The 14,020-nt window shown below is 63.0% G+C and carries 14 protein-coding genes; 2 read left to right on the top strand and 12 right to left on the bottom strand.

All coding sequences use genetic code 11. From position 1 onward, the window contains the following. The first annotated feature begins 82 nt into the window (after window positions 1-82). The gene (locus tag HU752_RS25445) at window positions 83-1,003 is read left to right on the top strand and encodes a hypothetical protein (RefSeq protein WP_186682198.1); all 921 of its coding nucleotides are present in this window, start codon (window positions 83-85) and stop codon (window positions 1,001-1,003) included. A 136-nt stretch (window positions 1,004-1,139) separates the two neighbouring features. Here HU752_RS25445 and HU752_RS25440 read toward each other — a convergent pair whose 3' ends face one another. The 6 genes from HU752_RS25440 to HU752_RS25415 form a co-directional block, all read right to left on the bottom strand. Further along, the gene (locus tag HU752_RS25440) at window positions 1,140-1,793 is read right to left on the bottom strand and encodes an HAD family hydrolase (RefSeq protein ID WP_186682200.1); all 654 of its coding nucleotides are present in this window, start codon (window positions 1,791-1,793) and stop codon (window positions 1,140-1,142) included. 43 nt (window positions 1,794-1,836) lie between these two features. After that, window positions 1,837-2,826, bottom strand: a complete 990-nt coding sequence (locus HU752_RS25435; RefSeq protein WP_186682202.1) for an ABC transporter ATP-binding protein — start codon at window positions 2,824-2,826, stop codon at window positions 1,837-1,839. Further along, window positions 2,823-3,623, bottom strand: a complete 801-nt coding sequence (locus tag HU752_RS25430; RefSeq protein ID WP_186682204.1) for an ABC transporter permease — start codon at window positions 3,621-3,623, stop codon at window positions 2,823-2,825. Before HU752_RS25430 ends, HU752_RS25435 begins: the two co-directional genes overlap by 4 nt. Continuing rightward, window positions 3,610-4,473: an ABC transporter permease gene (locus HU752_RS25425; protein ID WP_186682220.1), complete on the bottom strand. Its 864-nt coding sequence runs from the start codon at window positions 4,471-4,473 to the stop codon at window positions 3,610-3,612. Before HU752_RS25425 ends, HU752_RS25430 begins: the two co-directional genes overlap by 14 nt. After that, window positions 4,452-5,258, bottom strand: a complete 807-nt coding sequence (locus HU752_RS25420; RefSeq protein WP_186682221.1) for an alkaline phosphatase family protein — start codon at window positions 5,256-5,258, stop codon at window positions 4,452-4,454. Before HU752_RS25420 ends, HU752_RS25425 begins: the two co-directional genes overlap by 22 nt. Before the next feature lie 111 nt (window positions 5,259-5,369). After that, on the bottom strand, window positions 5,370-6,437 hold the full coding sequence (locus tag HU752_RS25415; RefSeq protein WP_186682222.1) for an ABC transporter substrate-binding protein: 1,068 nt from the start codon (window positions 6,435-6,437) through the stop codon (window positions 5,370-5,372). Window positions 6,438-6,820: 383 nt separating this feature from the next. On the opposite strand from HU752_RS25415, the gene HU752_RS25410 reads away from it, so the two are divergent. After that, window positions 6,821-7,534, top strand: a complete 714-nt coding sequence (locus HU752_RS25410) for a UTRA domain-containing protein (protein WP_186682223.1) — start codon at window positions 6,821-6,823, stop codon at window positions 7,532-7,534. Between the two features lie 260 nt (window positions 7,535-7,794). Here the strand turns inward: HU752_RS25410 and HU752_RS25405 are convergent, their stop codons facing one another. The 6 genes from HU752_RS25405 to minD all read right to left on the bottom strand — a co-directional run bounded on the left by HU752_RS25405 (window position 7,795) and on the right by minD (window position 14,020). Continuing rightward, the gene (locus tag HU752_RS25405) at window positions 7,795-9,951 is read right to left on the bottom strand and encodes a mechanosensitive ion channel family protein (protein WP_186682470.1); all 2,157 of its coding nucleotides are present in this window, start codon (window positions 9,949-9,951) and stop codon (window positions 7,795-7,797) included. Between the two features lie 65 nt (window positions 9,952-10,016). Beyond that, complete coding sequence (locus tag HU752_RS25400) at window positions 10,017-10,193, bottom strand: hypothetical protein (RefSeq protein WP_017904735.1); 177 nt, start codon at window positions 10,191-10,193, stop codon at window positions 10,017-10,019. 258 nt (window positions 10,194-10,451) lie between these two features. Further along, on the bottom strand, window positions 10,452-11,741 hold the full coding sequence (locus HU752_RS25395; RefSeq protein WP_186682224.1) for a M18 family aminopeptidase: 1,290 nt from the start codon (window positions 11,739-11,741) through the stop codon (window positions 10,452-10,454). Window positions 11,742-12,117: 376 nt separating this feature from the next. After that, complete coding sequence (locus HU752_RS25390; RefSeq protein WP_010449126.1) at window positions 12,118-12,753, bottom strand: RluA family pseudouridine synthase; 636 nt, start codon at window positions 12,751-12,753, stop codon at window positions 12,118-12,120. 196 nt (window positions 12,754-12,949) lie between these two features. Beyond that, on the bottom strand, window positions 12,950-13,204 hold the full coding sequence (gene minE, locus HU752_RS25385; RefSeq protein WP_010449114.1) for a cell division topological specificity factor MinE: 255 nt from the start codon (window positions 13,202-13,204) through the stop codon (window positions 12,950-12,952). Between the two features lie 3 nt (window positions 13,205-13,207). Beyond that, window positions 13,208-14,020: a septum site-determining protein MinD gene (gene minD, locus HU752_RS25380; protein WP_186682225.1), complete on the bottom strand. Its 813-nt coding sequence runs from the start codon at window positions 14,018-14,020 to the stop codon at window positions 13,208-13,210.

Genomic DNA, 14,020 nt, shown 5'->3' with positions numbered 1-14,020 from the left:
ACGTTTCCATTCCCCGAGACGGGTTGCATTCAGTTTCTGCAATCCCCTGGTAAGACCATGAAAATCTTGCTGGAGGTGTGCAATGAGCAAAAGGGACAAGCCGGTAAGTGGCTGGTTCGTGAACAATCCCGGACCACTGGGCCGGGCCGTGCAGTTTTCCGAAGGTGAGCTGGATTACTACGAGTCGTACAGCGTACGGGTGGAAGGCGTTTTTTATACTGGCCTGATGACCGAGGCCGAGCAGAAGAAGGTCATCATTCCTGCACAAACCTTTGCTGACTGGGCGAGTAGAATCGAGCTTTATGGTGTTTCCAAGGGGCAGCAGGAGCTGGTTTTCTACCAGGAAGGCATCGGAGTGAACAAGCCGGGAAGTCCGGAGTGGATATGGCAGCCCAGGCCACCGCACAGGTCATACGTGAAATTCCACACGGGCAGTGTCAGTCGCTACTACATCTACTACATACAGCCTTTGCGTGGTGGTTATCTGAGGCATTCGGCGAGGGTCGACGTCGCCCAGAATACCCTGGCCGACAGCCTCAGTGGCAGGGTGCCGAACGTGACGGATGCCGAGGGGGCGTCCGTGGAGATGCCTTCGGCAGGGCGGGTGGTCTTTGGCTCACCGGATCCGAACAATTACCTTACGGCCGTGGTCTTTGCCAGGGGGGATACGTCGGCCTTCGAGTATTACAGCGCTTCGGCGGCACCCGAATATCCACAGATGCTGTTTCCGGGAGCCGAGGCGATCGCACCGAATATCGTGAAAATAGGCGATATGAACGGATACCCCAAGACGACCATCTCCATTTATGGCTCAAACACGCCGGGGTTTGGGGGCTTGCGATTATTCAGCGGCAAGTATGAGGCGGAACCCGGGCCTGATCCCGCTCCCAGCCCGAATGATTACCTGGAACCGGTTTTCCTCAATGCCAACGGGGTCAGGATCTATGCACTGGACTCCTATCAGGAGGAGATTGTTCTGTTTCGGCGCGAGCCATTGGCCTGAGTGGTTCTGCAGCCTTGGTTCTCGGCCCCTTCGCGGGCAAGCCCGGCTCCTGCAGGATGGCGTCGTAAACCAGTTCCGAATACGACGTGACTCTGTAGGCGACGGGTTTACCCGCGAAGAGGCCCAACGGCCTGCCTCAGTCCCAGGCGTGGATCGGCCAGCCGGCCTTTTCCGCCTGCTCACGCAACACCGGGTCCGGATTCACCACGTGCGGGTGGTCGACCTTGAGCAGCAGCGGCAAGTCGTTGCGCGAGTCGGAATAGAAACTTGCGCCCTCGAGGTTTTCCCCTTCGGCGTCGAGCCATTCCAGCAGGCGGGTGATCTTGCCTTCGCGGTAGGTCAGGATGCCAGTGGTCTGGCCGCTGTAGACGCCGTGCAGCACTTCCAACTCGATACCCAGTACCTCGTCGATGCCCAGGCGCTCGGCGATCGGCTTGACCAGGTGGGTGCCCGAGGCGGAGATCACCAGGATCCGGTCGCCGGCCGCACGGTGGTCGGCAATCGCCTTGCAGGCATCGCTGTAGATCAGCGGTTCGATCACGTCCTCGACCCACGGCTCGACCAGGTGCTCGATTTCCTCGGGAGTCCGTCCGGCCATGGGTTCCAGGCTGAACAGCATGAACTCCTCCATGGCCAGCTCGCCCCGGCTGTAGGCGTCCATCAGTTCGTTGTTGCGGCGCATGAACGATTCCGGATCGACCCAGCCCAGGCGCCCCATCTGCTCGCTCCAGAGCGTCGCGCAGTCGCCGTGAATCAGGGTTTCATCCAGATCAAAAATTGCCAGGGCCATCAGTGCAGCTCTCTCTTCAGAAGGACACGCTTCAAACGGGGCATCAGGCTACCTCACAAAGGGCCGCCGGATCGATGGACAGGGCCAGGCGCCGGCCATCGGGATGCAGGTCGGCGGCCGAGCGGTTGAGCACGTCCACCAGCAGTTCGACGCCACGGGCTTCGATCCGGTAGCGAATGACGTTGCCCAGCAGGCTGTGGCCGCGGATCAGCGCGTCCAGTTCGCCTTCGGTGTGCAGCACGATGGCTTCCGGGCGAATCGCGATGCGGCTGCTGACCGGCCGTTGCAGCAGGCGGCTGGCAGCTTCGGCATCGAGCAGGTTGTAGTTGCCGATGAACCCGGCGGCGAACACGTCCACCGGCGCGGTGTAGAGCGATTCGGCGTCGCCGCTTTGGACGATCTGGCCCTGGTTCATCAGGAAGATCCGGTCACTCATGGTCAGGGCTTCTTCCTGGTCGTGGGTGACGAAGATCGTGGTCAGTCCCAATTCGCGCTGGATCGCGCGGATCTGCTCGCGCAGGTGCTTGCGAATCCGTGCATCGAGGGCCGACAGCGGTTCGTCGAGCAGCAGCAGGCGCGGGCGGGTCACCAGCGAGCGGGCCAGGGCCACGCGCTGGCACTGGCCGCCGGACAACTGGTGCGGATAGCGGGCGGCGAAGTCATGCAGTTCCACCAGCCTGAGGGCTTCCATGACCCGCTTGTGGCTGTCGTCGGCATTGACCTTCTGCATCTTCAGGCCGAAGGCGACGTTCTGCTCCACGGTCATGTTGGGGAACAGTGCGTAGCTCTGGAACACCATGCCGATCGCGCGTTTCTGCGGGCTCAACGGCACGATGTCCTGGCCGTCGAGGAGGATCTTGCCGCTGTCCACCGGGGTCAGGCCGGCGATGCAGCGCAGCAGGGTGGATTTGCCGCAGCCGGAAGGGCCGAGCAGGGTGATGAACTCACCCTTGGCGATCTCGCAGTTGATGTCGCTGAACACCGTGGTGCCGGCGTAGGTCTTTTTCAGGTTCTGGACACTGATGAAGCTCATTGGCTTTTGTCCTTGTTCAAACGATTGGCGACCCAGGTCAGGACCAGGACGAAGAGGAAGTAGGAGATCACCAGGGCACTGGTGAAGTGGCCGCTGCTGTTGCGCATGTTGTTCAGGTACACCTGCAGGGTTTCGTAGCGGGTGCCGACCAGGATGTTGGCGAACACGAACTCGCCGAACAGGAACGAGAACGACAGCAGCAAGGCGACCATCAGGCCCTTGCGCAGGTTCGGCAGTACCACCAGGAACGCCGCCTGCCAGGTGCTCGCACCGAGCAGGTGGGCGGCGTCCATCAGGTCGCGCAGGTTGATCGCCTGCAGATTGTTGGTGATCGCCCGGTACATGAACGGCAGGGCCACGGTGAAGTAGCAGCCGATCAGGATCCACGGCGTGCCGACCATGGCGAACGGCCCGGAGCCGTACAGTTGCAGCAGCCCGACCGAGGACACCACCGGCGGTACGGCGAAGGGCAGCAGGATCAGGATGTTCATCAGCGCGTCGAGCCGAGGGAAATGGTAGTGCACCACGAACAGCAGCGGCAGGATCAGCACCACCGACAGCACCAGCGAGCCGATGCAGACGATCAGCGACTGGCCGAACGCGCTGAGAAAGCGCGGGTCGCTCCACAGTTGCAGGTACCACTTGAAGGTGAACCCGCTGGGCAGGACGGTCGCCGACCAGCTGCTGGCGATGGAGTAGACGAAGGTCCCGAGCAGTGGCAGCAGCAGGATCAGGAACAGCAGGTAGACCACCACGCGGTGGTAGAGGCTGGCGGAGCCGGTTTCAGCGCGCGACATGGTGGCTCCTTTTCAACAGCCATTGATGAATGATGGTGACGAAGGTCATCAGGCCGACCAGGATCACCGCCAGTGCACTGGCCATGTTCGGATCGAGGCTGATGTCGCCGGACACCATCGCCGCGATCCGGATCGGCAGCACGTTGAAGTTGCCGGTGGTCAGCGCGTACACCGTGGCGTAGGCGCCGAGGGCGTTGGCCAGCAGGATCACGAAGGTACCCAGCAGCGCCGGGGTCAGCACCGGCAGGCCGATGTGCCGCCAGAATTGCCAGGCATCGGCGCCGAGCAGCGCGGCGGATTCGCGCCAGTCTTCGCGCAGGGCGTCGAAGGCCGGGTAGAGCAGCAGCACGCCCAGGGGAATCTGGAAGTAGGTGTAGAGGATGATCAGCCCGGTCTTGGAGTACAGGTTGAAGTCCTGGATGATCCCGGCCTGTTTCAGCAGGAGGGTGATGGTGCCGTTGAAGCCCAGCAGGATGATGAACGCGAACGCCAGCGGCACGCCGGCGAAGTTGCTGGTCATGTTGGCGAAGGCGTTGACGAAGTCGCGCAGGCGCGAGTCGACCCGGCGCAGCGAATAGGCGCCGAGCAGGGCGATCAGCATGCCGAACACGCTCGACCAGAAACTGATCTCCAGGCTGTACTGGATCGCCTGCAGGTAGAACTTCGACGCGAAGATCTTGTTGAAGTTGGCCAGCCCCCAGCCGTCGTCTTCCGACTGCAGGCTGTTGATCAGCACCCAGGCCAGCGGGGCGATCTCGAACACGATGAAGAACAGGGCGAAAGGTGCCAGGCAGAGCAGGGCGAGCCATTTGCCACGGGTGATTGAATTCACTTCAACAGCTCCCGGCATACAGGTTTGTCGTGGTGAACGCCCAGCAGTTCGCAGATCGTGCCGCACAGCTCGGTCTGCCGGGGCGCGGCATCGGGTTTGAAACTGAAGGCGTCGCCGAGGACGAACAGCGGCACCTCGCGCTCCTCGGCCAGCAGGCCGTTGTGCGAGCGGTCGTTGTTCATGCCGTGGTCGGCGGTCACCAGCACCTGATAGCCGGCATCGAGCCAGCCTTGCAGGTAGTCGGCGAGGATGATGTCGGCCGAGCGTGCGCTGTTGCGATATTGCGGACTGTCCAGGCCGTGCTTGTGGCCGGCGTCGTCGATGTTCATCGGGTGCACCAGCAGGAAGTTCGGCGCGTGTTGCAGGCGCAGGCTTTCGGCGTCGGCGAACAGGTGGGAGTCGGGGTAGTGGTCCATCCAGTAGAAATGCCCGTGCTGGATCGGCAGGCTTTCGTTGTGGGTATGGCGATCACGGGCGGCGACGAAGGGCGAGCGGTTGTACAGCTCGCTGACCCAGTGATAGGCCGCTGCGGCGGTCCGCAGACCGGCGTCGCGGGCGTAGTGGAACACGCTGCGCTGGTTGGAAAGGCGCGTGACGTGGTTGTGCACGATGCCGCTGTGGATCGGTGCGACACCGGTCAGAATGCATTCGTAGAGCGGTCTCGAGAGCGAGGGCAACTCGCATTCCAGTTTGTACAGCGCTGCGCGTCCTGCGCCTGCGTAAGCCTGGAGATGGCCCATGGCGTGCCGGGCGACCTCGTGGTTCAGGCCATCGAGCACGACCAGGATGACGTTGTGCTGCATAAGCCAGGTCTCGGTCAGTGGGGGTATCAATCGATCCCCTGTGGAAGCGGAACTCCGTGGGCGCCGCACCGCCGGCTCCCACAAAAGCCCGCTTCCAGTGGGGCTGGAGCGTTACTGCATGTTGATGATGACTTCTTCCTGCCACTTCTGCGGCAGTGCCTTGGAGGTCTTCTCCCAGGCGTCGGCATCCTTGATCGGGGTGACGTGCTTGTACTGCTCGTTAGGCAGCAGCTTGGCCTTCACGTCTTCCGGCAGCTTCAGGTGCTCGGCGCGGATCGGACGGGCATTGCCACGGGCCAGGTTGATCTGGCCGGCATCGCTGAAGATGTACTCGCGCGCCAGCTTGGCCGCGTTCGGATGCTTGGCGTACTTGTTGATGATGGTGGTGTAGCCGGAGATCACCGAGCCGTCGGATGGGATCAGCACGACGTAGTCGTCGGGGTTGGCCATCTTGGCCTTGTAGCTCAGGCCGTTGAAATCCCAGACCACGCCGACTTCCACTTCACCCTTTTCCATGGTGGCGATGGTCGGGTTGGCGAGCGACAGGCGGCTTTGCTTGGCGATATCGGCGAACAGCAGCAGTGCCGGCTGGAGGTTCTTCTCGTCGCCACCGTTGGCCAGTGCCGCGGCGAGCACGCCGTTGGCGGCCTGGGCGGCGGTGCTCACGTCACCGATGGAAACCTTGTACTTGCCGGTCTTCAGGTCAGCCCAGCTCTTGGGAACTTCGGAACCGTGCAGCAGCTTCTTGTTGACGATGAAGGCGATGGTGCCGGTGTAGGCCAGCGCCCAGTTGCCGTCCTTGTCCTTGGCCCAGGCCGGAACCTGTTCCCAGGTGCTCGGCTTGTAGGGCTGGGTCACGCCCTGCTTGGTCGCGATCGGGCCGAAGGCCGCGCCGACGTCGCCGATATCGGCGCTGGCGTTGTCTTTCTCGGCGGCGAACTTGGCGATCTCCTGGGCCGAGCTCATGTCGGTGTCGATGTGCTTGAGGCCGTACTTGTCGCTCAGGTCCTTCCAGGTACCGGCCCAGTTGGCCCAGTCGTCGGGCATGCCCACGCTGTTGACGGCGCCTTCTTTCTTGGCGGCGGCCTCCAGGGCCTGCAAGTCGGTATCGGCGGCCATGGCGCTGGTGCACAGGGCGATGGTCGAACCTAACAGTGATGCCAGGAAAAGCTGTTTCATCCGAAGCTCCTTTGGGCGTTTTTCAACGCGAAGATCTTGATCGACAGTTTTTATATGCGTAGTGCGGCGGTTGGACGTTTGGTCTAGGTCAGCAATACCTGAGCCAATTTAAGCCTGCTGGATGACACTTTGATGTCGGCATCAGTCCTGCAAGGTTTTTTTCCGGTGGCACCCGTGACCGCCGAATTAAGCGTAGACCATTTGTAACTAGCTGATATTTAACGGCTAAATGGTTGTTGGACGGCCGTTCCAGTGCACCGTTTCGTCGCTTTGTCACATATCAGTCATGTGCATTGCCTAGGCTGGGTGCTGCAACCGGAGACCGTGGCGCTGCACGGTTTTGCCCTGAAATAGTGCTGGACTAGTCCAGATAGGTAACGTTGATGCGCGAAGAGGCACCAAAGGCGGTGACAGCCATCGGGCTGGCGCTCCATGAGCAGATCGAGCACGGGCTTTTGCCTGGGGGCAGCAAGCTGCCGGCCGAGCGCAAGCTCAGCGAACTGTTCAGCACCACCCGGATTACCGTGCGCGAGGCGCTGCTGCAGTTGGAAGCCCAGGGGTTGATCTACCGTGAGGAGCGGCGGGGCTGGTTCGTCTCGCCGCCGCGGCTGGCCTACAACCTGATGCAGCGCAGTCACTTTCACGCAATGGTCAGCGCTCAGGGGCGGGTACCGTCCACCCAGGTGCTGTCGGCGCGCTTGCAGCCGGCGTCGGCGGCGGTGTGCGACTGGTTGCAGCTGCCGGCGCTGTCGAGCGTGATCCAGATCTGCCGGGTGCGGCGGATCGATGAGCGGCAGGTACTGTATGTCGAGCATTACCTCAACCCGCAGTACTTCCCGGGGATCCTGGAGTTCGACCTGAACCAGTCGATCACCGAGCTGTATGCCCGGCACTACGACCTGCACTACGGGCGGGTGCGCTTCGAAATCGTACCGACCTCACTGCCGCAGGAGGCCGCCGCGGCGTTGCGGGTGTCTTCCGGCAGCCCGGGCTTGCGGATCGCCCGGGTCAACTACGATCAGCACCAGCGCCTGATCGACTGCGACCTGGAGTTCTGGCGGCATGATGCGATCCATGTAGGCGTGGATGTGGTTTAGCTGCCGATGACGAATGGGCTGTCGTGGCGAGCGGGCTTTTGTGAGAAACGAGCTTTTGTGGCAGACGAGCTGTTGTGGCGAGCGGGCTTGCCCGCGCTCGACTGCACAGCAGTCGCAAAACCTGACGCGCTAATCGACCTGATGTACCGGGTAGGCTGATTTGGGGGGCTTTGCCCCCAACGCGGGCAAGCCCGCTCGCCACAAAAGCCCGCAAGCCATAACAGTCTGCACGCCCTGCAGGCAGGCTTGGCATTATCTGGCTATTCCTTCTGTTCGCCACCACCGGCCGTCACCACCTGCACGCTCAGGCGTGGGGTCGCCAGGTCGAGGCCGGACTCGTCCATGGTCCGTTTCAGTGCCAGGTTGAATGCCCGCGACACTTCCCACTGCTTGATCGGCGCGGTCTTGAAGCGCGCACGCAGGATCGCGCTGCCGGACTCGAAGCTCTCCACGCCCTGGATTTCCAGGGGCGACCAGATGTTGCGCCGCTGCAACGGATCGGTACGCATCTTCTGCCCGACGTCGCGCATCAGCTTGATCGCATCGTCGATCGCCATGTTGTAGGGGATCGCGACCCGGAAGATCGCGTAGCCGAACTCCCGCGAGTAGTTCTTGATGCTCTTGATCTCGCTGAACGGGATGGTGTGGACGATGCCGTCGATGTCGCGCAGCCGAACGGTGCGGATGGTCAGGCCCTCGACGGTGCCGAGGTGGCCGCCAACGTCCACGTAGTCGTCGATGGCCAGGGAGTCCTCGATGATGATGAACAGGCCGGTGATCAGGTCCGCCACCAGCGACTGGGCACCGAAACCGATGGCCAGACCGATCACGCCGGCACCGGCCAGCAGGGGCGTGACGTTCATGCCCATGTTTGCCAGGGCGACGATCAGGGCGATGATGAAGATCGCCACGAACAGCACGTTGCGGATCAACGGCATCATGGTCTGCGCACGGGCGTTGGCCAGGCCCTTGCGCGAGCGGGTCAGGGCGTGGTGCACGGCGGTGTCGGCGAGGATCCACACCAGCCAGGCGAAAAGCAGCGTACCGCCGAGGCCGAACAGGCGGACACTGACTTCGCGGCCGTCGCCCTCGGTGAAGCGAATCAGCGACATCCCCCAGACCCGCAGGCCGAGTTCGATGAAGAACAGCCAGACCGTCAGGTGCACCAGGGTGTAGCAGAAGCCTTTCAGGCGTTCCGAGTACAGCGCATGGCGTTTGTGCCCGCGCTGCGGCTTGGCGGCATGGCGGCGGACCAGGCCATTGATCACCATGCACAGCACCACCAGCACGGTGCAGATCAGCGATTGGCGCAGGGCGGTGCTGGTATCGCCGGCGGAGAAAAAGGTCGCGAACAGCGAGATCGCCACCAGGATCAGTGCGGGGACGAACCAGAAGCTGCCGAGGATATCGATGGTGTCGCTCAGGGCACGGCGGGTCAGGCGCCGGGACAACGGCTGGTTGCGGATCAGGTGTGCGATGGGGCGGCGGAAACGCAGGATGAACAAGCCGGTGGACAGGGCGGCCATCACATTGACGAAGGTGGCGGCGGTGTGGGCCAGGTGGCTACCGAGGCTGGCGATCAGGCGCGGGTCGCTCAAGGCCTCGCCGAACGCGGCGAAGCTGCCGATCAGCCAAAGGGGCCGGAAGGCCCGGCGGCGCAGGATGTGCAGCGCTTCATGGCGATGCGGGCCGTCGAGCAGCGAGAAGGCGATCACGCAGATCGCCGAGAAGCAGGTACCGACCACCAGCGCGTAGGCCAGGGCCATCGCCAGGTCCTTGCCCAGGGACGAGGGCAGGGCATAGGTCATGTAGACGGTGATCAGCAATGCGATCATCCACGGGCCTAGCTTGCGCAAGGCGAAACGCAGCAGGTCGACGGTACGCGGGTGTTGGGGCAGTTCCTCGGTGAGCCCGAAGCGCAGGCGCACCCGGTGGCCGAGCCAGATCATCGCCCAGGCCAGGCAGCTCCAGAGCAGCAGGATCAGGGCAAAGGCGGAGATGATCGGCAGCCACTCGCTGGCCGGCAGCATCAGCGCCATCATTTCCTGCTTGGCCTGGTCGAACTCCAGCGACCAGCGATTGAGCGGACTGTCACTGCCGGTGAACTGCTTTTCGAAGTCGGCCAGGGTGCTGCCGATCAGGCCCAGTACCCCTTCCTCGGTGGTCGGCTGGGCCTTTTTCGTGCTGTCGCGGAGCTTCTTCAGGTCGCTCAGCAGCTTGCTGCGTTGCTGGTCGTTCTCCAGGTTCTTGATGACTTCGTCGAGTGACTGGGCCAGGGGTTCGGTGGGTTGTGGCTGGGTTTTCTCGGCGCTGCCCAACAGGCTGGGCAGGCCCACGGCCTGGGCGGGGGCCAGGGGCAGCAGGGCCAACAGGCAAATGAGCAGATAGCTGGGCAGGGCAAAAAGACGGGCGAACACTAGGCAGTCAACCATATGCGGAATGCGGATCGACCGAGTGTACGCCAGCCTCGGGCGGCGCGCATTTATTCAGCCAGTTTGGCGAGGATCTTGTAGACCACCGTCGCGAGGATCAACAGCATGCCGAGCCACATCAGCAGCGGACCTGCGCGGTTTTCCCGGAAGTTGAAGCCCAAGGCCAGCAGTAACATGCCTCCCAGGATCGGGATGAGCATCGAGTGGAACTCGAATGATGTGATCATGACGACGGCCTTGTCGAAGGGATGTACCTTCAGTCTAGGTCGCTTTGTTGGGGATGCGTTGATGTGTATCAGGAGTGATCAGACCGGATGATGGAGTCTGATGAAGAGGGGGGAGATCGCTGATCGTTCCCACGCTGTGCGCGGGAACGTCTCTCTGGACGCTCGGTGTCCGCTCCTGTGACGCAGAGCGTCACCGGCTGCGTTCCCACGCGGAGCGTGGGAACGATCACCAGTCCGGCTCGGGGGTTGCCTTCGGACTCAGGGCAGTTCGTGGCTGGCGTAGAACGCGCTCAACACCTTAACCAGGTGCGCCAGGTCATGGCTGCCCGCCAGTTCGCGGATCGAATGCATGGCGAAGGTCGGCAGGCCGATGTCCACGGTGCGTACGCCCAGGTGGCTGGCAGTGATCGGGCCGATGGTCGAGCCGCAACCCATGTCGCTGCGCACCACGAAGCTCTGCACCGGGACTTCCTCGGCCATGCACAGGTGGCGGAAGAAGCCGGCGGTTTCGCTGTTGGTGGCGTAGCGCTGGTTGTTGTTGACCTTGATCACCGGGCCGGCGTTGAGTTTCGGGCCGTGGTTGGCGTCGTGCTTCTCGGCGTAGTTGGGGTGTACGCCATGAGCGTTGTCCGCCGAGACCAGCAGCGATTTCTGAATCGTGCGCACATAGTCTTCGCCGTCCGGCAGCAGGCGGCGCAGGGTCTGTTCGAGCATCGGGCCGTCGGCGCCGCAGGCGGAGCAGGAGCCGACTTCCTCGTGGTCATTGCAGACCAGCACGCAGGTTTCCTCGCCGTCGGCGTTGAGCAGTGCCTGCAGGCCGGCGTAGCAGGACAGCAGGTTGTCCAGGCGGGCGCCGGCGATGAAGTCGCCATTGAGACCGATCACGGCGGCACTCTGGGTGTCGTAGAAGCTCAACTCGTAATCGAGCACCACATCGGCGCTGAGGCCGTGTTCACGGGCCAGCTGGTCGGTGAGTACGGCGCGGAAGTCGACGCGCTCGTCTCCGGCGAACTGGGCCAGGATCGGTGGCAGTTCGTTCTGCGGGTTGATCGCCCAGCCCTGGTTGGCTTCACGGTTGAGGTGAATCGCCAGGTTGGGAATGGTCGCGATCGGTGCCTTGAAGTCGATCAGCTGGCTTTCGACCTTGCCGTCGCGGCGGAAGGTCACGCGACCGGCCAGCGACAGGTCGCGGTCGAACCAGGGGGCGAGCAGGGCGCCGCCGTAGACTTCGACACCCAGTTGCCAGAAGCCCTGGCGTTGCAGTTCGGGCTGCGGCTTGACCCGCAGGCACGGGCTGTCGGTGTGGGCGCCGACCATGCGGATGCCGGCCAGCAGCGGCGAGGCGCGACCGAGCCTGATGGCGATGATTGAAGAGTCGTTGCGGGTCACGTAGTAGCGACCGTTGGCCTCGGTGTGCCAGGTCTCGCGCTCGTCGAGACGCTGATAGCCTGCCGCTTCCAGACGCTGGACCAGGCTGGCGGTGGCATGAAAGGGGGTGGGGGAGGCCTTGAGGAAGTCGATCAGGCCTTGGTTCAACTCTTCGCGCATAAGTGGCTCCAGACAGCAGTGTCGGGAGTTTACCGTATCTTGTAGGCGCCGGCTTGCCTGCGGTGAGGGCGAGGGGCAGGCAAGAAGGCTTGCTGGTGGCGAGGGGGCTTGCCCCCGCTGGGCTGCAAGGCAGCCCCAAAAAAGGCGACCGTGTTGTGTCTGGGGGACGAGTCAGCCGGGTTGCGACTGCTTCGCAGTCGCCGGCAAGCCGGGCTCCTACAGGACGTTTGTGGCGAGGGGGCTTGCCCCCGCTGGGCTGCAAGGCAGCCCCAAAACAGACGACCGTGTTGTGTCTGGGGGACGAGTCGGCCGGGTTGCGACTGCTTCGCAGTCGAGCGGGGGCGAGCCCCCTCGCCACACAGTCTGCGTATGTCGTTCAGAACGGCGCCGGGCACTCGAAGCGCAGGCGCTCGCCGCTCTGCGGATGGGTGAAGCTCAGCATGCTGGCGTGCAGGCACAGCCGCGGCCAGGCCGCCAGGGCCTGCGGATGGGCATAGAGCCCGTCGCCCAGCAGCGGATGACCGATGGACAACATGTGCACCCGCAGTTGATGCGAGCGTCCGGTGATCGGCGTCAGTTCTACCCGACACCAGTCGGCGTGGCGTTCGAGCACCTTCCAGAAGGTCAGGGCATGCTTGCCGAACTCGTGGTCGACCACGTGCCGCGGTTTGGTCGGCGGGTCGTAGCGCAGCGGCAGGTCGATGCTGCCGCTGTCCAGTTCCGGCTGGCCCCAGCACAACGCGGTGTAGGCCTTCTCGGTTTCGCGGTCATGGAACTGGCGTGACAATTCGCGATGGGTATCGGGGTCGCGGGCCAGCAGGATGATGCCCGAGGTTTCCCAGTCCAGCCGGTGGACGATCAGGGCTTCGGGGTAGCCGTTTTCCTGCAGGCGGGTGATCAGGCAGTCCTTGTTGTCATCGGCCCGGCCCGGGACGGAGAGCAGCAGGGTCGGCTTGTCCACCACCAGCACGGCGGCGTCCTGATGGATGATGCGGATATTCGACAGCGGCATTAAAACGGTCTCGTAACAAACGCCAACGGCGGCCCGATGGTGCTCACACTTCCGCTCTTGTGGGAGCCGGCTTGCTGGCGATAGGGCCAACGCGGTTCATCAGATAAACCGCGTCGAGACGATCGCCAGCAAGCCGGCTCCTGCAACTGCGTTGCGTGTGAACATCACCGGGCCGCCGTGGCTCCGGCCGGATCGATCAACGATCAGGCAGGGTGATATTGAGTTCCAGGATCGAGCAACTGCCCTGGTTTTCCAGGGCGACGTGCACGTCATCGGACCCGATATTGACGTACTTGCGGATCACTTCCACCAGCTCCTGCTGCAGGGCGGGCAAGTAGTCCGGGGTGCTGCGTTGGCCGCGTTCGTGCGCCACAATGATCTGCAGACGCTCTTTCGCGACCGACGCGGTGCTTACTTTTTTGCTGGCACGAAAGAAGTCAAAAAGGTTCATTGCTTAGTTGCCTCCAAACAGGCGCTCGAAGAATCCCTTCTTCTGTGCATCGAGGAAACGATGCTCGACGGTCTTGCCCAGCAGGCGGTCAACCGCATCGCTGTAGGCCTGGCCCGCATCGCTCTGGTCGTCGAGGATGACCGGTACACCCTGGTTGGATGCCTTGAGCACCGCCTGGGATTCCGGGATCACGCCCAACAGGGTCACGGCCAGGATTTCCTTGACGTCCTCGACGCCAAGCATTTCGCCCTTGCTCACGCGCTCCGGGTTGTAGCGGGTCAGCAGCAGGTGTTCCTTGATCGGCTCGCCGCCCTGTTCGGCACGGCGCGACTTGCTGGCCAGCAGGCCGAGCATGCGGTCGGAGTCACGGACCGAGGACACCTCAGGGTTGGTCACGACGATCGCCTCGTCGGCGAAGTACATCGCCAGGTGGGCACCGGTCTCGATACCGGCCGGGGAGTCGCAGACCACGAACTCGAAGGTTTCCTTGAGTTCCATCAGGACCTTTTCCACGCCTTCCTTGGTCAGCGCGTCCTTGTCACGGGTCTGGCTGGCTGCCAGCACGTACAGGTTTTCCAGGCGCTTGTCCTTGATCAGGGCCTGCTGCAGGTTGGCTTCGCCATTCACGACGTTGACGAAGTCGTATACCACGCGGCGCTCGCAGCCCATGATCAGGTCGAGGTTACGCAGGCCGACGTCGAAGTCGACGATCACTGTCTTGTGGCCGCGCAGCGCGAGGCCGGTACCGATGGCGGCGCTGGTGGTGGTCTTACCCACACCACCCTTGCCGGATGTAACCACGAGAATCTTGGCCAA

It is taken from the genome of Pseudomonas vanderleydeniana (assembly GCF_014268755.2).
Lineage (GTDB): Bacteria > Pseudomonadota > Gammaproteobacteria > Pseudomonadales > Pseudomonadaceae > Aquipseudomonas > Aquipseudomonas vanderleydeniana.
This window is presented reverse-complemented; position numbering and strand designations above follow the sequence as displayed.